General features: G+C 60.9%; 17 protein-coding genes. 9 read left to right on the top strand and 8 right to left on the bottom strand.

Annotation, left to right across the window (positions count from 1 at the left end; all coding sequences use genetic code 11):
• Positions 1 to 12 precede the first annotated feature (12 nt).
• Positions 13 to 1032: an alpha/beta hydrolase gene (locus tag HU765_RS20445; RefSeq protein ID WP_186622588.1), complete on the bottom strand. Its 1020-nt coding sequence runs from the start codon at positions 1030 to 1032 to the stop codon at positions 13 to 15.
• A gap of 207 nt (positions 1033 to 1239) precedes the next feature.
• On the opposite strand from HU765_RS20445, the gene metR reads away from it, so the two are divergent.
• Complete coding sequence (gene metR, locus HU765_RS20440; RefSeq protein WP_186622586.1) at positions 1240 to 2157, top strand: transcriptional regulator MetR; 918 nt, start codon at positions 1240 to 1242, stop codon at positions 2155 to 2157.
• A gap of 250 nt (positions 2158 to 2407) precedes the next feature.
• Here metR and HU765_RS20435 read toward each other — a convergent pair whose 3' ends face one another.
• From HU765_RS20435 to HU765_RS20420, 4 genes are all read right to left on the bottom strand, one after another.
• Positions 2408 to 2905 carry a GNAT family N-acetyltransferase gene (locus HU765_RS20435; protein ID WP_186622584.1) on the bottom strand — a complete coding sequence of 166 codons (498 nt, stop codon included), beginning with the start codon at positions 2903 to 2905 and terminating at the stop codon, positions 2408 to 2410.
• 2 nt (positions 2906 to 2907) lie between these two features.
• The gene (locus tag HU765_RS20430) at positions 2908 to 3546 is read right to left on the bottom strand and encodes a LysE family translocator (RefSeq protein ID WP_186622582.1); all 639 of its coding nucleotides are present in this window, start codon (positions 3544 to 3546) and stop codon (positions 2908 to 2910) included.
• 23 nt (positions 3547 to 3569) lie between these two features.
• The gene (locus HU765_RS20425; RefSeq protein WP_186622580.1) at positions 3570 to 4004 is read right to left on the bottom strand and encodes an NUDIX domain-containing protein; all 435 of its coding nucleotides are present in this window, start codon (positions 4002 to 4004) and stop codon (positions 3570 to 3572) included.
• Positions 4005 to 4071: 67 nt separating this feature from the next.
• Positions 4072 to 5427, bottom strand: coding sequence for an HD domain-containing phosphohydrolase (locus tag HU765_RS20420; RefSeq protein WP_186622577.1), 1356 nt, complete (start codon positions 5425 to 5427; stop codon positions 4072 to 4074).
• A gap of 252 nt (positions 5428 to 5679) precedes the next feature.
• Here HU765_RS20420 and HU765_RS20415 point away from each other — a divergent pair, with 252 nt between their 5' ends.
• From HU765_RS20415 to HU765_RS20395, 5 genes are read left to right on the top strand one after another with little or no spacing between them, the layout of a single operon-like run.
• Positions 5680 to 7935, top strand: coding sequence for an EAL domain-containing protein (locus tag HU765_RS20415; RefSeq protein WP_186622575.1), 2256 nt, complete (start codon positions 5680 to 5682; stop codon positions 7933 to 7935).
• Positions 7932 to 9806: a GGDEF and EAL domain-containing protein gene (locus HU765_RS20410; protein WP_186622570.1), complete on the top strand. Its 1875-nt coding sequence runs from the start codon at positions 7932 to 7934 to the stop codon at positions 9804 to 9806. Before HU765_RS20415 ends, HU765_RS20410 begins: the two co-directional genes overlap by 4 nt.
• On the top strand, positions 9803 to 10768 hold the full coding sequence (locus tag HU765_RS20405) for a cytochrome c peroxidase (RefSeq protein WP_238344737.1): 966 nt from the start codon (positions 9803 to 9805) through the stop codon (positions 10766 to 10768). The genes HU765_RS20410 and HU765_RS20405 overlap by 4 nt, the downstream gene beginning before the upstream one ends.
• The gene (locus HU765_RS20400; RefSeq protein WP_186622568.1) at positions 10765 to 12579 is read left to right on the top strand and encodes a DAHL domain-containing protein; all 1815 of its coding nucleotides are present in this window, start codon (positions 10765 to 10767) and stop codon (positions 12577 to 12579) included. Before HU765_RS20405 ends, HU765_RS20400 begins: the two co-directional genes overlap by 4 nt.
• On the top strand, positions 12576 to 13979 hold the full coding sequence (locus HU765_RS20395) for an ATP-binding protein (RefSeq protein WP_186622567.1): 1404 nt from the start codon (positions 12576 to 12578) through the stop codon (positions 13977 to 13979). The genes HU765_RS20400 and HU765_RS20395 overlap by 4 nt, the downstream gene beginning before the upstream one ends.
• A gap of 7 nt (positions 13980 to 13986) precedes the next feature.
• On the opposite strand, the gene HU765_RS20390 is transcribed toward HU765_RS20395, so the two are convergent.
• Positions 13987 to 15312, bottom strand: coding sequence for an APC family permease (locus HU765_RS20390; RefSeq protein ID WP_186622566.1), 1326 nt, complete (start codon positions 15310 to 15312; stop codon positions 13987 to 13989).
• 220 nt (positions 15313 to 15532) lie between these two features.
• The gene (locus HU765_RS20385) at positions 15533 to 16354 is read right to left on the bottom strand and encodes a carbon-nitrogen hydrolase family protein (RefSeq protein WP_186622564.1); all 822 of its coding nucleotides are present in this window, start codon (positions 16352 to 16354) and stop codon (positions 15533 to 15535) included.
• Positions 16355 to 16479: 125 nt separating this feature from the next.
• On the opposite strand from HU765_RS20385, the gene HU765_RS20380 reads away from it, so the two are divergent.
• Together HU765_RS20380 and HU765_RS20375 are read left to right on the top strand one after the other, a co-directional pair.
• On the top strand, positions 16480 to 17280 hold the full coding sequence (locus HU765_RS20380; protein ID WP_186622562.1) for a LuxR C-terminal-related transcriptional regulator: 801 nt from the start codon (positions 16480 to 16482) through the stop codon (positions 17278 to 17280).
• A 170-nt stretch (positions 17281 to 17450) separates the two neighbouring features.
• Positions 17451 to 19070 carry an FMN-binding glutamate synthase family protein gene (locus tag HU765_RS20375; protein WP_186622560.1) on the top strand — a complete coding sequence of 540 codons (1620 nt, stop codon included), beginning with the start codon at positions 17451 to 17453 and terminating at the stop codon, positions 19068 to 19070.
• A 104-nt stretch (positions 19071 to 19174) separates the two neighbouring features.
• Here the strand turns inward: HU765_RS20375 and HU765_RS20370 are convergent, their stop codons facing one another.
• A complete protein-coding gene (locus tag HU765_RS20370) occupies positions 19175 to 20596 on the bottom strand; it encodes an amino acid permease (protein ID WP_186622558.1) in 1422 nt (473 codons plus the stop codon).
• A 472-nt stretch (positions 20597 to 21068) separates the two neighbouring features.
• On the opposite strand from HU765_RS20370, the gene HU765_RS20365 reads away from it, so the two are divergent.
• Positions 21069 to 21527, top strand: a complete 459-nt coding sequence (locus HU765_RS20365) for a transposase (RefSeq protein ID WP_186622556.1) — start codon at positions 21069 to 21071, stop codon at positions 21525 to 21527.
• The last annotated feature ends 250 nt before the right edge of the window (positions 21528 to 21777 follow it).

The following is a 21777-nucleotide window of genomic DNA, read 5'->3' as shown; positions in this document are numbered from 1 at the left end:
CAAAACTTTCAGTTAAAGCAAATTCCTATTCTCCGCCGGCTCGACCCGCGCCCAGTGCGAAGTGTCCTCACGGTGCGCCTGAAGATACGGCAACACCGCCGCCAGCAGCGGTTCCTTGAATGCCTCCTGAAACCGATGGGCCAGCCCCGGAATCAGTTTTAACTGGCTGCCCCGGATATGCGCCGCCAGGTGCACACCGTGCATCACTGGCAGCAACGGATCGGCCGTGCCATGCACCACCAGCGTCGGCACGCGCAGTTGATTGAGCAACGCCACTCGACTTGGCTCGGCGAGAATCGCCATGATCTGCCGCTTGACGCCCTCAGGGTTGAACGCGCGGTCATAGGAAGCCGCGGCCTGTTGCAATAACGCTTGCCGATCATCCGTCACCGCCGGGCTGCCGAGTGCCGCGAGCAGATCAGCCTGTTGTTCCAGCGCCACCTGACGGTTCGGTGCGCCGCGCCGCGACAACAGCTGCACCAACGCCGCATTCGGTGCCGGCAAGCCAGCGGCCCCGGAAGTGGTCATCAGCAGCGTCAGGCTTTCGACCCGTTGCGGCGCCATTGCCGCCATGTGCTGGGCGATCATTCCGCCCATGCTCGCGCCCAGCACATGAAAGCGCTCGACCTGCAGCGCGCTCATCAACCCCAATGCATCGTCGGCCATGTCCGTCAGGCTGTAGGGCGCCGAAACCGGCAGGCCGAGTTTGTAGCGCAACACTTCAAACGTCAGATTGGCCTCGACCGGAGGTTGGCGCCAGGTCGACAGGCCGACATCGCGGTTGTCATAACGGATGACCCGAAAACCTGACTGACACAACGCCACAACCACTTCGTCCGGCCAGTGAATCAACTGACCGCCAAGGCCCATGACCAGTAGCAACGCCGGATCCGAGGCACGGCCGATGCTCTGATAGGCGATGCTCACCGCCGGCAGGTCGACCCGCTCGGTCGGTACGTTGACATCACAACGCGAAGCCGCCAACGACGGCAGGCCGACCAACAGCGCGGCCAGAAAGAACAATACACGCATGAAAAAACACCAAAACGCAGAACCCCAGTAGAGCGCGAGTCTGATGAAATTTGTGCGAGCGCGCTGCCATAGTTGCGTGACAGTTTGATGAACAGCGCCGAGCGGTCACTGGCCCGGAGACTACGTTGCGCCATCGACAGCCGGTTCAACATGAGACAAACTCAACATCTTGAATTTGATCACGAGTTCTACTCATGGAGACCTGCGGTGCTTGAGATCCGTCACCTGAAAACCCTGCACGCCCTGCGCGAAGCCGACAGTCTGGTCGACGCCGCCGACCGCCTGCACCTGACCCAGTCGGCGCTCTCCCACCAGTTCAAGGAACTGGAAGAGCGCCTGGGCATGGCGTTGTTCGTGCGCAAGACCAAACCGGTGCGTTTCACCAGCGCCGGCCTGCGCCTGCTGCAACTGGCTGACGTCACCCTGCCGCTGTTGCGTGCCGCCGAGCGGGACATCAGCCGACTGGCCGGTGGGACCGCCGGGCGTCTGCACATGGCCATCGAATGCCATAGTTGCTTTCAGTGGCTGATGCCCACCATCGATCAGTTTCGTGACGCGTGGCCGGAAGTCGAACTCGACCTGGCCTCGGGTTTTTCCTTCGCACCGCTGCCAGCCCTGGCCCGTGGTGATCTGGACCTGGTGGTGACCTCCGATCCGCTGGACATCGCCGGCATTACCTACGTGCCGCTGTTCACTTACGAAGCCATGCTGGCGGTGGCCAACCAACATGCGCTGGCGAGCAAGCCGTACATCGTGCCCGACGATCTGCTGACGGAAACGCTGATTACTTATCCGGTGGAACGCGACCGCCTGGACATCTTCACCCGGTTCCTCGAACCTGCCGACATCGAGCCGGCGCAGGTGCGCACCTCGGAGCTGACGGTGATGATGATGCAACTGGTCGCCAGCGGCCGCGGCGTCTGCGGCATGCCGCACTGGGCCCTGCACGAATACAGCTCGCGCGGTTACGTGAAGGCCAAGCGCCTGGGCGAGAAAGGTTTGTTTGCGACGCTGTACGCAGCGATCCGCACGGACATGCTGGACGCCCCATACATGCGCGACTTCCTGCTGACCGCCAAGGACACCTCGTTCTCAACACTCGATGGCGTCAGCGCCGTGCGCTGAAACTGCTACGCAGAAGATCCACTGTAGGAGTGAGCCTGCTCGCGATAGCAATCTGTCAGTCGATAGTGATGTGTCTGAACGACCCTATCGCGAGCAGGCTCACTCCTACAGAGGGGCTGCGTTTGGACTGGAGAAATGCGGTCAAATTGTGGGAGCGGGCTTGCTCGCGAAAGCGGTGGGTCAGGCAACATTTGCGGCGGCTGACAGGGCCCCTGGCTCGCTCCCACAATGGAACAAGAGCAGCGCTGTGTCAGAGCTGGCGCCACATGTGGATTTTGTCGAAGTAATCCTCGCCTACCCGCACCGCCAGCGGTTCCAGGCCGAACTGGATGAAGCCGCAGCGTTGGTACAGCTTGAAGGCGGCATCGTTGCCGGCAGTGACGGTGAGCTGGATGACTTTCAGCCCGGCATGGTTTTGTGCTTCGAGGAGGGCCGCCTGTACCAGCTCGAAACCCAGGCCCTTTTGGCGGAAGTCAGTCGAGACATACATGCCGAACAAAGTAACTTTATGGCGGGCCTTTTCCCTGGGTTCGAGCGCGAGGCCGACAATGCCGGCCAGCGTGCCGCCGTCAAAGGCGCCGAGCAGCACATCGAGTTTGCTGGTCAAGCGCCCTTCCCACCAGCTCAGCGGCATCACCGCACGCTCACGCACGCTGGAAGTGAACGCCTGCGGGTGGCGGTCATAGGCTTCAAGCATGCGTTCGCGATACGCCAGGGCATGGCTGGCATCGAGCCGCTCGATCCACATGTTCAGGCCGTCCTGCGCTGTTCGAGCATCAGCCGTACGGCCAGACCGCCGAGCACCAACCCCATGAAATAACGCTGCATCGCCAGCCACGTCGGGTTACGCACAAACCATGAGGCAATGCCCGCCGCAAACAGCGCGATCAGCAGGTTGACGGTAAAACTGACGCTGATCTGCGTCAGCCCCAGAACAACGCTCTGGACGAACACCGAGCCGTGTTCAGGGCTGATGAACTGCGGAAACACCGACAGATAGAACACGGCGATTTTCGGGTTCAGCGCACTGGTGAGAAAGCCCATGGTGATCAGTTTGCGTGACGAGTCCGGCGGCAGTTGTTGCGCCTCGAACGGCGAACGCGCCCCGGGTTTGACTGCTTGCCAAGCCAGCCACAGCAGGTACAGCGCCCCCGCCCACTTCAGCACTTCATAGGCCATCGGCACGGCCAGGAACACCGCGGTCAACCCGGCCGCGGCGGCAAACATGTGCACAAAGAACCCGCCAACTACGCCCAGCAATGAAGTCACCCCGGCCCGGCGGCCCTGACAAATCGAGCGCGAGATCAGATAAATCATGTTCGGCCCCGGCGTCAGTACCATCAGCAACGCGGCAGCGGCGAAAATCAGCAGGTCTGGAAGCGGGATCATGGCAAAGTCCTTTGCGTGAATGATCAGGCGAGTGCGGTCAGCGAGCGCCGATAAAACGGCAGGATCAGGTCGCGTGTCAATGGTGCCAGGTCAACCGCCGGATCAGTGGCCGGGTCGACCCAGATCACCTCTTCGATTTCAGCGGCCGGGCAAACCTCGGCATCGATCGTCAATTGAAAAATCTGTGCGCAGACGACATACCCAGGTTCATTCGCAGCCGGTGCCGCAAACTCACCGAGGAACGCAGCCTGCGTCGCATCGATACGCAGGCCCAGTTCTTCCTCCAGCTCGCGAGCCAGCGCGTGCACCGGTAATTCCCGGGGTTCGATCTTGCCGCCCGGCTGCATGAACGCTGTGGTGCCGCGCTTGCGTACCAACAGGGTCTGGCCCTGCGCATTCAGCAGCAGCGCGGCGGCGATGTGGATAGTTTGAGCGGAAGCGACAGATGCGAGCGTCATGGGTGACAACAGTCCCTGGGTCAAAAAAACCAAGGATCCCACGCCCGCCCCTGTCTCGTCATGCCCTTCAGCCCTCAGCCTGCAGCAAGCCCGGCTCGTCCTGCGGCACTTTGACAAAAACCTGATACTTGCCGCCCTCCATCGCCTCGAAAGCAATCAGTTTTTCAATCAGCGGAGCACTGAGTACCTTGCCGGCGTTGAGCAGGAGCATGCCGTTATCGGCGTTGAGGTTACGCGCCAGTTCTGTTCCCGCTGTCAGCTCGCGGGTGGTCACGACCTTGACGTCCGGGTCGATCAGGGTGATATCGCTGAGGAATGCCGCGCACACCTGGATGAAGTCCTCGACCAGTTCCGGGTCGTACAGACGGCCACTGTATTGACGCAGGTAAAGCAGCGCTTCGTCGCTGTTCATCTGCCGTTCGAGAATCAGCCCGCGTTGCAGTTCGACAAAGTCCACCGCCAGTTTCAACAAGCGCGAGCCGAACGGAATCGCCTCGCCCTTGAGGCGATCGGGAAAACCGCTGCCGTCCCAGCGCTCCTGATGATGGAGGATCAGCCGCGCGGCATCCTTCATCGGATCGAGGGTCATCAACAGCGATTCGCTCTGCTTCGGATATCCGCGATAACGCTCGCGCTCAGCGGAATGCAGCAGATCCGACGGCGTGACCATCATGGTGTCGGGCCAACTAAGTTTGCCAATGTTGTACAGGGCGGCCGCCATGGCCAGGTCGCGGCTGGTGGCTTCGTCCAGGCCGTGCGCCTTGCTGTAGCCGCGCACCAATTCGATGATTTGCCGGTTGGTCTGTTTGGCCGGCGGCAGACGCAGATTGGCCAGCAGGGAGAACACTTCGGTGCCAGTGACGTAGCTGTGCTTGAGTTCTTCGTAAGCCAGATCGAGCATGTCGGCGGTCTGCTGCAACTCGGCGGTACGGGCGGCGACGTGCTTCTCCAGCGTGCTGTTGAGCAGCTTGAGCTGATCGTTCTGCACCCGGGCCAGGCGCTCCAGGCGCTGACGCTCGCGCTCGGAATGCTGGTGTTCCAGCGACTGGCGCAGAATCACCAGCAGTTCTTCGTCATTCCACGGTTTGCTGATGTAGCGGTGAATCTGGCCGTCGTTGATCGCCTTGATGATCGCCGTCGGATCGGCATAGCCGGTGAGCATGATGCGCATCGTCGCTGGCCAGCGCTGACGGACCTGCGCCAGCAACGAGGCGCCGTCCATGTTCGGCATGCGTGCGTCACTCATCACCAGGTCCACTGGCTGCTGCGCCAGTATCTCCAGCGCCTGGGCACCGCTGGTGGCCAAAAGGACATCGTAGGGCTGGCCGCGCAACAGGCGGCGCAGACTGTTGAGAATCGATTCTTCGTCATCGACCAGCAGCACCTTGGGGCGCTGGCTCGTCGAGGTGTTTTGTTCTTCCATGGTATGGCCTCAAGCGCAACAGTGGACGTCAACGACGCGGCGCTCTGCCCCCGGCACCGACCCGCATCTGCTTTAAAGGCTAGATGATTTTGCCGATTGCTCACGCAAAACTTCTGCCTGGATGCGCAGGCAAAGTGACGAACGGCCAACTACGCTCAACACAGTGAGCGGTTCCGTCCGCTGATAGGCCAGGCAATAAGGGAAAGGGATGCTCTTGACGACAACCGCGTATGAAATCGCAAGCAGCACGGCATGAACGCGCCACTTACGCCGATCAATCGGCGCGTACTCATCGTTGACGACAGTGCGTCGATCCATGAGGACTTCGCCAAGATCCTTAGTCCGGTCGCGCTTGACGATGACGGGCTGGGCGCCACCGAGAATCTATTGTTCGGCACCCCGTCGGCAGCGCCGACCCTGCGCTTCGAACTGGATTCGGCGTTCCAGGGCCACCAGGCGCTGGAAAAGATCGAAGCCGCGCTGGCCAGTCAGCGGCCCTATGCCATGGCTTTTATCGACATGCGCATGCCGCCGGGCTGGGACGGCCTGGAAACCATCGAACGGCTGTGGCACGTCGACCCGAAATTGCAGGTCGCGCTGTGCACAGCGTATTCCGATTATTCCTGGGAAGACATCGACCAGCGTCTGGCGTTGAACGACCGCCTGCTGATCCTGAAAAAACCCTTCGACGCCATCGAGATCCGCCAGATGGCCAGCGCCCTCACGGTCAAATGGCAAATGACCGAAGACGCCGCGCTGAAAATGAACCTGCTGGAACAAGCCGTCGAGGAGCGCACCCGGGAGTTGTCCGACGCCAACATCATTGTGCAGAACAGCCCGACCATCCTTTACCGGCTGCGCGGCGAGCCGTCGTTTCCGCTGATGTACATTTCCCACAACATCACCCGTTATGGCCATGTGGCGGCAGAACTGGTGCGTTCGCCCAACTGGGCACAAGCATTGATTCATCCCGACGACCAGGCCAGCGTCGATGCGGCCATGGCCCGGGTCCTTGACCGGCACGCGCTGGGCGCTTCGATCGAGTTTCGTATGCGCACCGGGGACGGCACCTGGCGCTGGGTGGAAAACCGCTATATCCCGGTGCGCGACGATGACGGCCGCCTGCTCGAAGTAGAGGGGATTATCCTCGACATCACCGAGCGCCGCGTGGCCGAGGAAAAACTCGCCTTGCTGGCCCGCTCCGATGGCCTGACCGGGCTCGCCAATCGCGCGACGCTGATTGAGCGGCTGCACCAGGCCTTCGCTGCCGCGCGTCGGGGCGCCGCGCCGTTCGCGGTGTTTTATCTGGACCTGGACCACTTCAAGCGGATCAATGACACCCTCGGCCACCCGGTGGGTGATCTGCTGCTGCAGGAAGTCGCCCGGCGCATCAAGGCCAGCGTGCGCGAAAACGACGTGGTCGCGCGCCTCGGTGGCGACGAGTTCGCGATTGTGCAACTGGACGTCAGCGACCCGACCCAATCGGCGGCCATGGCCAACAACATCCGCGACACGCTGCTGGCGCCCTATCACCTGGCCGGCAATGCCCTGCACGTGTCGGTGAGCATCGGCATCAGCACCTACACCGCGGCCAGCCTCGACGCCGACAGCCTGCTCGGGCAGGCCGACATGGCGCTGTACCGCGCCAAGGAAATGGGCCGCAACCAATATCACTTCCACTGCGCCGAGATCTCCCGGGAGGTGGCTGAACGCATGACCCTGGCCAGCGAGTTGCTGACGGCGCTGGACGGCGACGAACTGACCCTCAACTACGCGCCGGAAGTGGATCTGCACAGCCGCCGGATTCTCGGCATGGAGGCGCAGATCGTCTGGCAGCATCCGCGTCTGGGCCTGCTGCCGGCCAGCGCGTTTGTGCCGGCGGCGCAACGCACCGGCGCGATCATTGCGCTCGGGCGCTGGGTCCTCGACCGGGCCTGCCGCCAGATGCGCCTGTGGCGCGATGAAGGCGTGGCCCCGCCGGTGATGGCGATCAAGCTGTCCCTGGCGCAACTCAAAAGCGGTCCGGAACTGATCTACGACGTACTCCGCACCACCGCACGCTGGGAACTCGCGCCGTGGGACCTGCGCTTCGATGTCACCGAGGCCACGCTGGCGCAGACCAAGTGGACCCACAACGATGTGTTGCCGCGTTTGCGCGAGCTGGGCGTGACCATCGCCATCGACGACTTCGGCACCGAGTACTCATCGTTCGATTACCTGAAAACCTACCGGGTCAATCACCTCAAACTGGCTCAGACGTTCATCGACAGCGCGAGCAGGGATCCGGCCAGCGCCAACGCCCTGCGTGCGATCGTCAACTTCGCCCGGGATCTGGACATCGGCATCATTACCGAAGGTCACACAGCCCCCGAGGCGCCGCTGATTGAGGGGAGCGAAGCGCCACTTTCCAGCGCGCAAGGGTTGTACTTCAGCGAGGCGGTCAGCGCCGAACAGGCGGAGCAACTGCTGCGCAACAGCGAATTGCCGCCGAAGGGGAATGAGGCATGAAGACCCCGTTCCCGCAGACCAACCGACGCATTCTGATCATCGACGACACGCCGGCGATCCATGCTGACTTTCGCAAGATTCTCGCGCCACAGGCGCAGGACCCGGCCGATCTGCAGCAACTGGAACAGACGCTGTTCGGCACCCACCCGTCGGCCCACCTGACCTTCCAGCTCGATTCCGCCTATCAGGGCCAGGAAGCCCTGGCCCTGGTCGAGCGCGCCCTGGCCGCCGGCACCCCGTATGCCCTGGCCTTCATCGACATGCGCATGCCGCCCGGCTGGGATGGTCTGGAGACCATCGAGCAGCTCTGGCAGGTCGATCCGAACCTGCAAATCGCCTTATGCACCGCTTACAGCGATTACAGCTGGGAAGCCATGGCCGAACGGCTGGCGTTCGGCGATCAATTGCTGATTCTGAAAAAGCCGTTCGACAGCCTGGAAATCCGTCAGATGGCCAACGCTCTGACCTGGAAATGGCAACTGGCGCAGGACGCGGCATTAAAGATGCTCGCCCTTGAGCAAACCATCGAGGCGCGGGTGCATGAACTGCTCAAGGTCTCGCACCTGCTGCAATACGACGCCCTCACGGGGCTGCCCAACAGCACGCTGCTCGGCGATCGCCTGAGTCAGGCGCTGGCGGTCTGCCGGCGCCATGACAAGCAACTGGTGGTGATGTTTCTCGGTCTCGACCGCTTCAAACGCATCAACCATGCCCTGGGCCATCCGGCGGGCGACGAGATGCTCAAATGCACCGCGCGGCAATTAACGCTTTGCCTGCGCGATTCGGACTCGGTCTTTCGCTACGGCGCCGACGAATTCGTGGTGATCCTCAACGACATCAACCACCCGCAGCAAACCCACGGCGTCGCAGAAAAACTGCTCGCGGCCATTCGTGCACCGCAGACGATTGCCGGGCATGACGTCAGCGTTACCGCCAGCCTGGGCATCAGCGTGTACCCCGAAGACGGGCTGGACGCCATCGAGCTGATCAAAAAAGCCGAAACCGCGATGCGCAACGTCAAGGAACACGGTCCCGATGAAATCGGCTTTTTCATCGAAGCCATGAACCAGCACGCCCGGGAACAGCACAGCATCGAATCAGGTCTGCGCCGGGCCCTGCAAGCGCAAGAACTGGTCCTGCACTATCAACCCAAGGTCGACCTGCGCAGCGCCCGCGTGGTCGGGGCCGAGGCGCTGGTGCGCTGGCAGAAACCGGGGCATGGCTGGGTGTATCCCTCGGCATTTATCCCGGTGGCCGAGGACACTGGTCTGATCGTGCCGTTGAGCAAGTGGGTGCTGAATGAAGCCTGTCGTCAGCTGCGCGAATGGCAACTGGCCGGACTGCCGCCGATTCGCCTGTCAATCAACACCTCGCCCATCGACTTTCGCCAACGCGACTTCGTCGACGGTGTCGAGCAGGCGCTGAAGCAAAACAATCTCGCCGCCGAATGGCTGGAGCTGGAAATCACTGAAGGTGTGCTGATGCAAAACGTCGAGGCCACCCTGACCGCGCTCAATCGGTTGAAGGCGCTGGGCACACGGCTGGCCATCGACGATTTCGGCACCGGTTATTCCAGCCTGAGTTATCTACGCCGCTTTCCCATTGATGTGCTGAAAATCGATCAGTCGTTCATTCGCGGCCTGATCAGCGACAGTCACGACGCCGCGCTAGTCAGCGCGATCATCAACCTGGGCAAGAGCCTGGGTTTGAACGTCATCGCCGAAGGGATCGAAACCGCCGAACAACTGGCCTTTCTCAAGGCCCATCAATGCGAAGAAGGCCAAGGGTTTTATTTCAGCGAAGCCTTGCCGGCAGATACCTTCGCCCGCTGGCTGGCGTCGGGAGAATGTGCACCGTGGAGCGCACCATGAATCGGTCGACGGGCCTGGTGCCCTATGCCCTCGCGCTGCTGCTGAGCGGCGGCGCTGCCAGCGCCATCGCCGAACCGTTGAACGAGCCGCTCAAACCGCTGCCCGAGGTGCCCCGCCAGGATGCCGGACGCGTGGCCCTCGGACGGCAGCTGTTTCATGACCCCAGATTATCGGTCAACAACACCTTGTCCTGTGCCAGTTGCCATCAACTGGAGCACAACGGTGCCGACAGCCGAGCGCTTTCACTGGGCTTCGACGGCAAACCCGTGGCGGTCAACACGCCGACGGTATTCAACGCCAGCCTCAACTTCCGCCAGTTCTGGAACGGTCGCGTCGAAACGCTGGAGGAACAGAGCAACATCGTCATCACCAGTCCTCACGAAATGGGCAGCGACTGGAAGACCGTGATCGAGCGGATTGCCAGCGACGCCGGTTATCGCCGGGACTTCGCCGCGGCGTACCCGGACGGCGTGACCCGGGCCAATATCCAGCAGGCGCTGGCCGCCTTCGAACGCACCTTGCTGACCCCCGGTTCGCGCTTCGATCAATACCTGCTGGGCGATACCTCCGCCATCAGCTATGAGGAAAAACAGGGTTATCAGCGCTTCAAGGATTACGGCTGCATCGCCTGCCATCAGGGCGTGAATATCGGCGGCAACATGTTCCAGAAATTCGGCGTGTTCGGCGATTACATCGCCGACCGCGGCAACCCGACAGCGGCTGACCAAGGGCGCTTCAATGTCACCGCCGACGAGGCCGATCGTGCGGTGTTCAAAGTGCCGAGCCTGCGCAACGTCGCGCTGACCGCACCGTACTTCCATGACGGCTCGGCACCCGACCTCGAGCGGGCTGTGGATATCATGTTCCAGTACCAGTTGGGCCGCATGCCCAGCACTGAAGACAAAACCCTGATCATCCAGTTTCTCAAGACCCTGACCGGCAAGACGGAGGGCAAGCCATGACGAACATTTCGCGTCGGCGCAGCCTGTTGTTGCTCACCCTCGTCGCGCTGGCGCTGGCCTCGGTGCTGCTGTTTCTGTACCTCAAGTCCAACTCCGAGCAGACCATGACTTACACCGAGTCGCGGGATCTGATCCGGCAGATCAAGCAGCAGGACTCGCTGTGGGAAAACGAGATCCTCAAGGCCAGGGTAGCGATCTCGCACAACTACGACCCGCTGGTGTCGCCGATGAACGAGATGAACCGGCTCTGGGCGCAGTTCGATTCGCTTGAGTCCGGCCACGGTCGCAACGACCTGGCGCAATGGAACGGCGCCCATGAGGCCTTTTTGCAGGCGATGCAGGAAAAGACCCGCCTGGTCGAACAGTTCAAGTCGCATAACGCCCTGCTGCGCAACTCACTGGCGTTTCTGCCGACCGCCGAGGACGACATTCAGCAGCAACTCGCCGCGCTGTCCGATTTCGACAAATTGCAGCAGCAAAACATCGTCACCGACACCTACGACCTGCTGCTCAGCACCCTGGAATACGCCCAGGTCACCACTGTGGAAAAAGCCGCCGAAATCGAGCTGGGCCTGAACAAACTGGCGGTTAACGCCGAACGCCTGCCAGCGGATTTCAAGGCCCCGATCAGAATCCTCAGCAACCACATCGCTCTGATTGCCCGGGAGCAGCCGGTGGTCAATCAGTTACTCGAAAGCATCGAGGCCGTCCCCGTCGCCGAACAGCTGGACAGCCTCACCACCCTGCTCGATCGCGACCAGCGGCGCGTCGAGATAACCGACCGTCAGTATCACTTCTACCTGCTGTTGTTTTCTGTGCTGCTGATGTTGTCGCTGGTGTGGCTGGCGATCCGTCTGATCGGCAGCTTCGCGGAAATCAACCGGGTCAACGCGGCGTTGCAGACCGCCAACGATGTACTGGAGCAACGGGTCGAAGAACGCACCCGCGAGCTGCGCAATGCCCAGAGCGAACTGCTCGACGCGGCCCGTCAGGCCGGCATGGCGGAAATTGCGACCAATGTGCTGCACAACGTCGGCAACGTCCTCAACAGCGTGAACATTTCTTCTGACCTGATCGCGCGCAAATTGCGCAGCAGCAAGACCCAGGGCCTGGGCAAAGCCATGCAGTTGATCAATGACCATCCCGATGACCTGGGGGTATTTCTCAGCGAAGACGCCAAGGGCAAACTGCTGCCCGGCTATCTCAATCAACTGGTCACCGCCATCGCCCAGGAACAACAGGAGATGGCCGACGAGTTGACCCAGATGAGCAAAAGCGTCGATCACATCAAGGACATCGTCGCTACCCAGCAGTCCTACGCCGGCGCCAGCAGCATGACCGAGCCGCTGTACATCGATCAGTTGCTCGAAGATGCCTTGCGCATGAACGCCGGCGCGCTGACCCGACATCACGTCACCGTGGTCAAGGCCTACGACGACGTGCCGCAAGTGATGGGCGACAAGCACCGTTTGCTGCTGATCCTGATCAACCTCATCAGCAACGCCAAATACGCGATGTCGGACCTGAGCAATCGTCCGCGCACCATGACCCTGGGCGTCAGGACTGTCGATGAGCGCTTTCTCGAAATCAGCGTCAAGGACGACGGCGAAGGCATCGCCGCCGAGAACATGACGCGGATCTTTGCCCACGGTTTTACCACCCGCAAGGAAGGCCACGGTTTCGGCTTGCACAGCTGTGCGCTGGCGGCCATCGAAATGAACGGCCATCTCACCGCCCACAGCGACGGGCCGGGCAAAGGTGCGCTGTTCACCTTGCAGATACCCTTGATCACCGTCACGGAGAACGCATGAGCGAGCTGTCGAACCGCCGCATTCTGCTGATCGACGACATGCCGTCGATTCACGAGGACTTTCGCAAGATTCTCATGCCCGCCACACCGCAGTCGGTAGAGCTGGACGAAATGGAAGCCGCGCTGTTTGGCACCCAGGCCCGGCCCGAGCGGCCGCTGTTCGAACTGGACTCGGCCTACGGCGGCGAGGAAGGCCTGGGCAAACTGATCCAGGCGCTACAGGAACAACGCCCCTATGCACTGGCGTTCGTCGACATGCGCATGCCCGATGGCTGGGATGGCGCGAAAACCATCGAGCATCTATGGCAGCACGATCCGCAATTACAGGTGGTGGTGTGTACCGCCTATTCGGATTATTCCTGGGACGAATTGCTCGACCGACTCCAGGCCCACGATCGCTTGCTGATCCTGAAAAAACCCTTCGACAACATCGAAGTCCAGCAGATGGCCAACACGCTGCTGACCAAATGGCAGATGACCGAAAGAGCCTCGCTGCAGATGCACCATCTGGAACATCTGGTCGATCAGCGCACCGCCCAGTTCAAGCAGGCCAGCCAGGACTTGCAGCGGGAGATCGACGAGCGCAAACAACTGGAAGGGCAACTGGTGCAGTCGGAAAAACTCGCCTCGCTGGGGCAATTGGCGGCGGGGGTCGCCCACGAAATCAACAACCCGATCGGCTTCATTTCTTCCAACCTCGGCACCCTCGACGGTTACTTCAATCAGCTGCGTCCCCTGTTCGATGCCTACCACAGCATCGGTCAAAGCCTGGGCGGCGAGTCCGCCGCCCGTTTGCAGCAACAGCGCGAAGCGGCCGAACTGGATTTTCTTCTCGAAGACATCCCGCTGCTGATCCGTGAATCCAAGGAGGGCATCGGCCGGGTCGGGCAGATCGTCAAGGACTTGAAAGACTTCTCCCGCGTCGACACCCAGCAGCAATGGCAATGGGCGAATCTGCAGCAAGGCATCGAATCGACCCTGAACATCGTCGCCAGCGAACTCAAATACAAGGCCGATCTGGTCAAGGATTACCAGCCTCTGCCGGACATCGAATGCCTGCCCTCGCAAATCAATCAGGTCATCATGAACCTGGTGGTCAACGCCGCGCAGGCCATGGGTCCGGAGCGCGGCACCATTACCTTGCGCACCGGCGTCGAGGGCGACAACGTCTGGATCGAAGTCGCCGACACCGGTTCGGGCATCCCTGCGGACACGCTGCAGAAAATCTTCGATCCGTTCTTCACCACCAAACCGGTCGGCCAGGGTACGGGGCTCGGGCTGTCGCTGTCCTATGGCATCGTGAAAAAACACGGCGGCGATATTCAGGTTCGCAGCGAATTGGGCGTGGGCACGACATTCCGTGTCGAACTGCCCATACGCCAGAACCGACTGGCCGTTTGAGGCACATTCAGCCGGCTTCCTGAAAATCCAGTTCCGGCGGCTGACGGCGGAAACCACCGGTGAGCACCGCGAGGTACACCACGCCAATCGCCAACCAGCTCAACCCCAGCCAGACCGCCAGATGATCGAGGCTGACCATCAGCCACAAATCCGCAACGAGGCCGATCAGCGGGCAGAACAAAAACAGCAGCAGCTCGCGCGGACCTTTTTTCTCGCCGCCGATCCAGTAGTGGAAAATCACCGACAGGTTGACCAGGCTGAACGCCAGGAACGCGCCGAAGTTAATGAACGAAGTCGAGGTGGTGACGTCGAGTTTCAGCGCCAGCAACGCCACTGCCGCGCACAGCAGAATGCTGTTGACCGGGGTACCGAAGCGCGCGTGCAAGGTGCCGAAAAACGACTTCGGCAAGACCCCGTCGCGGCCCATGGCGAACAGCAGCCGCGAACCGCTGGCCTGCGCCGACAAGCCTGAGGCGAACTGGCCGACGATCAGACCAATGAGGAAGATCGACACAAACAGATCGCCGCCGATGTTGCGGGCGATTTCATAGGCTGCCGAATCGACGCTGTCGAACTGGAACGACGGATGTGCGATTTGCACAAAGTACGAGACGCCGACGAAGATCAAACCGCCGATCAGGGTGATCAGCATGATCGCCCGGGGAATGGTGCGGCGCGGATCGCGGGTTTCTTCGGTCAGGGTACTGACCGCGTCGAAGCCGAGGAACGAATAGCAGGCAATCGCCGCGCCGCTCATGATCAGCGGCATCTGCATGTCGCCGTTGAAGAACGGTTTGATCGACCATAGCGGCGTGCTGGCATCGCCGCCGATGTAGTGAATGCACAGCGCAACGAACGCGATCAGCACGAGGAACTGCACCAGCATCAGCAAGGCGTTGATGCCATTGGCCAGTTTCAAGCCGACGATATTGATCGCACTGGTGATGCCGATGAACGCCAGCACCCAGATCCACTGCGGGATCGACGGGAACGCCGAAGCCAGGTAGGCCGAGCCGATCAACCAGATGGCCATGGGCAGAAACAGGTAATCGAGCAACACCGCCCACCCGGCAATGAAACCGAGTTTCGGGCTGATTGCCTTGCGTACATAGCTGTAAGCCGAGCCGGCCACCGGGAAAGCGGCGGCCATGCGTCCGTAACTCATTGCGGTGAAGAACATTGCCACCAGTGCTGCCAGGTAGGCCGCCGGGACCATGCCGACAGTGGCCTGGGCGAGGATGCCGAAGGTGCCGAGGACAATGATCGGCGTCATGTAGGCGATGCCAAACAGCACCACCGACCCTAGCGAAAGGGTGCGTTGCAAACGAGCCATGGGCGTCTTACTCCGAATGTTATTGGATTTATGGCAGAGCCGGATTCGGCGAAAATTTCGGGTGTGACTTTGTTGTTTTTATGCTGTTTGAGCGGGCCTCTTCGCGGGCAAGCCCGCTCCCACAGTGTCCGAGGGGAACACAATTTTTTTGTACGCCCAGCCCCCCTGTGGGAGCGGGCTTGCCCGCGAAGACGTCAGCCGGCACGATGCAGCATTCGGATCAACGCGCAGGAATCAGCAGCTCCCGCACACCAGAAGCCTGCTCCACCCTCTCCCCCGGCAACTTCAGACGCTGATCATCCAGATAGCGGTAATCCTTGCGCGCCACTGCCAACTGCTGAAAATCAAGCTCGACCCCGAACTGCCCCTCCTCCCGTCCGGCCTCGAACAGCAGCGTCCCCAGCGGATCCACCAGCGCACTGCCACCGGCAAACACCAGACCGTCATCCCCCGCCTCGACACGATTGACCATCAGCGCAAACGCCTGGTTTTCCTGAGCGCGGGCCATGATCGCGGTGCGGTGGGTCGGGCCGTACGGGTCCATGTTGCCGTTGGTGACGATGAGCAATTCCACCCCCAGTTGCGCGAGGGCACGGGCGGTTTCCGGGAACTCGATGTCGTAGCAGATCAACAGGCCGACGCGCACGCCGTTCCACACGCAGGTGGCGTAACGGTCGCCGGCTTCGAATACGCCACGATCCGAGGCCCACAGGTGGGTCTTGCGGTATTTCAGGGCGATGCCTTCGGGGGTGATCAGCAAAGTGGTGTTGTAGAAGCGCCCGCTGTCGCTCTCGGCCATGCCGATGACCACCGCTATATCGCGCTCACGCGCTGCTGCGAGCACGGCGCTGACGGTCGGGCCGTCGAGCGGTTCGGCAATCTGCGCCACGGTTTCAGCGTTGGGGAAGCCCATCAGGTGAGTTTCCGGAAATACGATCATCTGCGTATCAGCCGCGCAGGCAGCAATCGCCGCCAGCGCGCGTTCGAGGTTGTAAGCCGTGTCGTGGTCACGGCCCGCCAGTTGGGCGAGTTCGACTTTCATGGGCATTCCTTGTTATGTGCGCCGGGCCTTGAAGGATTGCCCGGTGACTGTCTGTGGGCCAGTATGCGCAGCAAGCAACCGGCCAGGGAATCACGCGGCCGGGGTAACCCGATAGGGGTAGATCGATGACACTTTCGTTGAATGACATCACTTGGCACCGCGCCGTCGGGCAATTGATCGACGCGCTCGACAAGCCGAATTTCTGGGCGCAACTGGTGCGTCTGCTTGAGCAGTACGTGGTGTTCGATAGCTGGGTGGTGCTGCTGTTCAGTGCCGACCAGCATCCGCAAGTCTTCGCCGAATGCCCCGGTGAGGACGGCAGTCCTGATCCGTTGTTTCAGGATTATCTGCGCGGTCTGTACCTGCTCGACCCGTTCTACATCGCCTGCCGCGAGCAATCGCGCACCGGCCTGTATCGCCTGTCGGAAGTTGCTCCGGAGCATTTCGAGCTGACCGAGTATTACCAGCGATACTTTCGTCTGAATGTGGTGGCCGACGAAATCCAGTTCAATTGCCAGCTCGAAGGCGAGCGCACGCTGTGCCTGTCGCTGGGCAGTGAAAAACGTTTCACTGGCGAACAGATCGCTTTGCTGTCTTTGATTCAGCCATGGGTGCTGGGTCTGTTGCGCCAACGCCTGCCATACGAGATCAACGAAACCGTGGCCCTCGCCGCCGCGCCTGCGCAGACAGACTGGCGGGTGCAACTGGAAGCGTCGGTGCAACGGCTCAAGGGCGCACAATTGACCGCGCGCGAGCTGGATGTCGGGCGCTTGATGCTCAGCGGTTGCTCCAGTAAAGAAATCGCCCGTAAGCTGGAAATCTCCGTGGAAACCGTGAAAGTCCATAAGAAACACATGTACAGCAAGCTGGGGATCAAGTCCCAGTCCGAGCTGTTTTCGATTTTTCTGCAGGCGCAGAACGCCTGAGCGCCGGGTATTGTTGCCTTTTGTAGGAGTGAGCCTGCTCGCGATGGCGCCAGGCCAGCGAAACTTTTGTAGCTGATATACCGCTATCGCGAGCAGGCTCACTCCTACAGGGGAATGTGTATATCCCAAAATCTTCGCTGAATATTCGAGTCCGAACCCAAGGAAACCGTATGAGCCTGTCGCTGCTGAGCCGCTACGCCTTCTTTGCTGCCTGTGTGATTTTCACCCTCGCCAGCCTGCCTTTTCTTGAACATGACTGGCTGTGGCCGATCACCGCCGTCACCGCTGTGCTGAGCCTGCTTGGCCTCTTCGACCTGGTGCAGACGCGCCACGCGGTGCGCCGCAACTATCCGATCCTGGGCAATATCCGTTATCTGGTCGAGGGCATCCGCCCGGAGATTCGCCAATACCTGCTCGAATCCGACAGCGATGCCCTGCCCTTCTCCCGCGCCCAGCGCTCGCTGGTGTACTCGCGCGCCAAGAACGAAACCGCCGACAAACCCTTCGGCACGCTGATCGATGTCTATCAGTCCGGCTTCGAATTCATCGGCCACTCGATGCGCCCGGCGCCGTTGAGCGACCCGAACGGTTTCCGTGTCACCGTCGGCGGGCCGCAGTGCACGCAGCCGTACTCGGCGTCGATCTTCAACATTTCGGCAATGAGCTTCGGCTCACTCAGCGCCAATGCCATTCGCGCGCTGAACCAGGGCGCCAAGCTTGGCAATTTCGCCCACGACACCGGCGAAGGCAGCATCAGCCCGTATCACCGCGAACACGGCGGCGACCTGACCTGGGAACTGGGCAGCGGCTACTTTGGTTGCCGCACCAGCGACGGCCGTTTCGACCCGGAACGCTTCGCCGTCCAGGCGCAGAATCCGCAGGTGCGAATGATTGAAATCAAGATGAGCCAAGGCGCAAAACCCGGCCACGGCGGCATCCTGCCCAAGCACAAGGTCACCCGAGAGATTGCCGACACCCGCGGCATCCTGATGGGCGAAGACTGTGTCTCGCCGTCACGCCACAGCGCGTTTTCCACGCCCATCGAAATGATGCAGTTCATCCAGCAACTGCGTGAGCTGTCGGGCGGAAAACCGGTGGGTTTCAAATTCTGCCTCGGCCATCCGTGGGAGTTCATGGGCATCGCCAAGGCCATGCTCGAGACCGGCATTCTTCCGGACTTTATCGTTGTCGATGGCAAGGAGGGCGGCACTGGCGCCGCACCGGTGGAATTCACCGACCACATCGGCGTGCCGATGCGCGAAGGCCTGCTGTTCGTGCACAACACCCTGATCGGCCTGAACCTGCGCGACAAGATCAAACTCGGCGCCAGCGGCAAGATCGTCAGCGCCTTCGACATCGCCAGCGTGCTGGCCATCGGCGCCGACTGGGCGAACTCCGCGCGCGGCTTCATGTTCGCCATCGGCTGCATCCAGTCGCAGTCGTGCCACACCAATAAATGCCCGACCGGCGTAGCGACTCAGGATGCGTTGCGCCAACGCGCCCTGGTGGTGCCGGACAAGGCCCAGCGGGTTTACAACTTCCATCGCAGCACGCTCAAGGCACTCGCCGAAATGCTCGCGGCGGCCGGACTTGAGCACCCGTCGCAACTGTCGGCCAAGCATCTGGTGCGGCGCATGTCGGCAACCGAGATCAAGCTGTTTTCGCAGCTGCATGTGTTTCTGAAACCGGGAGAATTGCTCACTGGGGAAGTGAATGGAGAGTTTTATTCGCGAATGTGGCAGATGGCGCGGGCGGACAGTTTTGAGCCGAATGAGGTGGCAGCCGCGTGAGGCTGGCAATGTGCTGACACGTAGTTTTCCCCGCTGTGCAGCGCTCACGAAAAAGCCCCGGTCTCACTCACGACCGGGGCTTTTCTGTTTTCAGCGATTGAACGTTACGAAACCGAACGCGCGGTGTCCTGCGACACCTGAGTCGGTTGCAACTTGAACACATAGAACAACACCGTCAGCAGCACCAGAAACGCCGGCCCTACATACAGCGCCACGCGAGTATCCGGGAAGTACGCCATCAAGCCGACCACCAGCACCAGAAACGCCAGGGCGAAATACGAACTGACCGGGTACAGCCACATTTTGTATTTGAGGCCGGCACGTTCGCTGGCGCTCAGGCCTTTGCGGAATTTCAGCTGGGCGAGCAGGATCATCACCCAGGTCCAGATCGCGCCGAAGGTGGCAATCGAGGTGACCCAGACGAAGACTTTTTCCGGCACCAGATAGTTGAGCAGCACACCCAGCAGCAGCGCAGCAATCGACAGCAGCAGCGCGCGACGCGGTACGCCATTGTTCGATGTCTTGGCAAAACCGGCCGGGGCCTGGCCGTTCTGCGCCAGGCTGTAGAGCATGCGCCCGGTGCTGAAGATGCCGCCGTTGCACGACGACAGCGCTGCGGTGATCACCACAAAGTTGATGATGCCGGCGGCGGTCTTGATGCCCAGACGCTCGAACGTCATCACGAACGGGCTGCCTTGCGTGCCAATTTCGTTCCACGGGTAGATCGACAGGATCACGAACAGCGCGCCGACGTAGAACAGCAGAATCCGCCAGAACACCGAGCCGATCGCATCAGGAATGGTCTTTTGCGGGTTCTTCGCTTCGCCGGCGGTCAAACCGATCATCTCGACGCCGAGGTAGGCGAACATGACCATTTGCAGGGACATCAGCACGCCCGTTACGCCGTTGGGCATGAAGCCGCCGTGGGCCCACAGGTTGGAAATCCCCAGCGCCACGCCGTCATTGCCGAAACCGAAGGCGATGATGCCGACACCGCCAATGACCATGGCAATGATGGTGACGATCTTGATCAGGGCGAACCAGAACTCGAATTCACCGAAGGCCTTGACCGCAATCAGGTTGATCGAGCCCATGCTGATCAGCGCCGCGAGGGCCCAGATCCAGCGCGGCACATCGGGAAACCAGATGCCCATGTACACCGCCACCGCGGTGATTTCCGCGACGCAGGTCACCAGCCACAGGAACCAGTAGTTCCAGCCGGTGAGAAAACCGGCCAGCGGACCGAGATAGTCCTGGGCGTAGCGGCTGAACGAACCGGCCACCGGGTTGTGCACCGCCATCTCGCCGAGGGCCCGCATGATCACCAGGATCGCCAGACCGCCGAGGATGTAGGAAAGCATGATTGCCGGGCCGGCCATTTCAATGGCCTTGGCCGAACCCAGGAACAGACCGACGCCGATACAGGCACCGAGCGCCATCAGGCGAATATGCCGTTCGCCGAGTTCGCGTTTGAGCGGACCGCCCTGAGCGGTTTCGCCGTGAGGCAGATGATTGCCGACTGGCATAAGGGTGCAACCTCGTTTTGTTATTGGATATGACCACCGGGTCTCGAAGCGTCGGCCGATAGGCCTTGGCTGGGCAGGAAACCGCGTCGGCTTCGTGGGCAGACGCGTCTTGCAGGGCAACCTGCAAGATCAGCGGGGCGTGCAGTATAAAAAGCCTTTGGCAGGTCTTTTCACTCTATAAACCACAACATTCAGTGACAACTCTGGGCACAAGTGCGGTTTGCGGAAGGCATTACCTGCCTTGCGTAGGAAGACTCGCCACTGAAAAAGGCGCCGAGTATTGCACAGCAATGGTGCAGCGTCATGTCTCAGGCCCAGTGCATTTGATTCACTGTGCTGTGTCTCTCCTTGCGCTTCATCACCGATAAATCACCCGGCGAATTCAGAAATTTCACTCAACGATTGCAGCGCCAACCAAAGCAATCAACCACTAACCTTTGGAGAAGCCAGGAACACAAGCAAGGAAGCTCACGTGCCAGTCCGTCCCAATTCCCACCGTCTACGCCAAGGTCGATTCTCTGAAAAGGGGCGTGCCTATTTCATCACCGCTGTTATCCACCAGCGCCGGCCCGTATTTTCAGATTGGCAAACAGGCCGATTATTGGTTGCAGAGTTGCGCCGGGTTCATGAGCTAGGTGTCGCGCAATCCATCGCCTGGGTTGTCATGCCCGACCACTTTCATTGGTTGATGCAGTTGCAAAGCGGCTCACTTGGCGAAGTCATTGGCGGTATCAAGGCTCGCTGCACGCACGCGGTCAACAGAAAAACCGGACGTCACGGACCGCTGTGGCAATCCGGCTACCATGACCGCGCGATCCGTGACGGCGAAGACTGGGAGCCATTCGCCCGCTACCTCATCAATAATCCCTTGCGAGCCGGACTGGTCGATAAAATCGGTGACTACCCGCTTTGGGATGCCTGCTGGCTATGAGCGCAACAGCTCTCTGCAATAAGTGAATTTATTGTGGCGAGGGGATTTATCCCCGCTCGGCTGCGAAGCAGTCGCAATTCCCCTACACGCGGTGTGCCTGCAAAAACGCTGCTGGCCGGGTTTGGGGCCGCTTCGCTGCCCAGCGGGGATAAATCCCCTCGCCACGGTGAATTTTCACATGACGACGAAACCCGATCGTTACAAAAATCCTCTCGTCACACCTACAGCACTTGGGATACCTGCGGGCGTT

Origin of the sequence: Pseudomonas sp. SWRI81, assembly GCF_014268545.1 — a bacterium.
GTDB lineage: Bacteria > Pseudomonadota > Gammaproteobacteria > Pseudomonadales > Pseudomonadaceae > Aquipseudomonas > Aquipseudomonas hamedanensis.
Note: the sequence above shows the minus strand (reverse complement) of the source record. Positions and strands in the feature narration are given on the sequence as shown.

What these genes read in the sequence shown, in the direction of transcription:
- HU765_RS20445 (WP_186622588.1), bottom strand. Translation starts at nt 1,032, where the DNA reads ATGCGTGTATTGTTCTTTCTGGCCGCGCTGTTGGTCGGCCTGCCGTCG.
- HU765_RS20435 (WP_186622584.1), bottom strand. Translation starts at nt 2,905, where the DNA reads ATGTGGATCGAGCGGCTCGATGCCAGCCATGCCCTGGCGTATCGCGAA.
- HU765_RS20430 (WP_186622582.1), bottom strand. Translation starts at nt 3,546, where the DNA reads ATGATCCCGCTTCCAGACCTGCTGATTTTCGCCGCTGCCGCGTTGCTG.
- HU765_RS20425 (WP_186622580.1), bottom strand. Translation starts at nt 4,004, where the DNA reads ATGACGCTCGCATCTGTCGCTTCCGCTCAAACTATCCACATCGCCGCC.
- HU765_RS20420 (WP_186622577.1), bottom strand. Translation starts at nt 5,427, where the DNA reads ATGGAAGAACAAAACACCTCGACGAGCCAGCGCCCCAAGGTGCTGCTG.
- HU765_RS20415 (WP_186622575.1), top strand. Translation starts at nt 5,680, where the DNA reads ATGAACGCGCCACTTACGCCGATCAATCGGCGCGTACTCATCGTTGAC.
- HU765_RS20410 (WP_186622570.1), top strand. Translation starts at nt 7,932, where the DNA reads ATGAAGACCCCGTTCCCGCAGACCAACCGACGCATTCTGATCATCGAC.
- HU765_RS20405 (WP_238344737.1), top strand. Translation starts at nt 9,803, where the DNA reads ATGAATCGGTCGACGGGCCTGGTGCCCTATGCCCTCGCGCTGCTGCTG.
- HU765_RS20400 (WP_186622568.1), top strand. Translation starts at nt 10,765, where the DNA reads ATGACGAACATTTCGCGTCGGCGCAGCCTGTTGTTGCTCACCCTCGTC.
- HU765_RS20395 (WP_186622567.1), top strand. Translation starts at nt 12,576, where the DNA reads ATGAGCGAGCTGTCGAACCGCCGCATTCTGCTGATCGACGACATGCCG.
- HU765_RS20390 (WP_186622566.1), bottom strand. Translation starts at nt 15,312, where the DNA reads ATGGCTCGTTTGCAACGCACCCTTTCGCTAGGGTCGGTGGTGCTGTTT.
- HU765_RS20385 (WP_186622564.1), bottom strand. Translation starts at nt 16,354, where the DNA reads ATGAAAGTCGAACTCGCCCAACTGGCGGGCCGTGACCACGACACGGCT.
- HU765_RS20380 (WP_186622562.1), top strand. Translation starts at nt 16,480, where the DNA reads ATGACACTTTCGTTGAATGACATCACTTGGCACCGCGCCGTCGGGCAA.
- HU765_RS20375 (WP_186622560.1), top strand. Translation starts at nt 17,451, where the DNA reads ATGAGCCTGTCGCTGCTGAGCCGCTACGCCTTCTTTGCTGCCTGTGTG.
- HU765_RS20370 (WP_186622558.1), bottom strand. Translation starts at nt 20,596, where the DNA reads ATGCCAGTCGGCAATCATCTGCCTCACGGCGAAACCGCTCAGGGCGGT.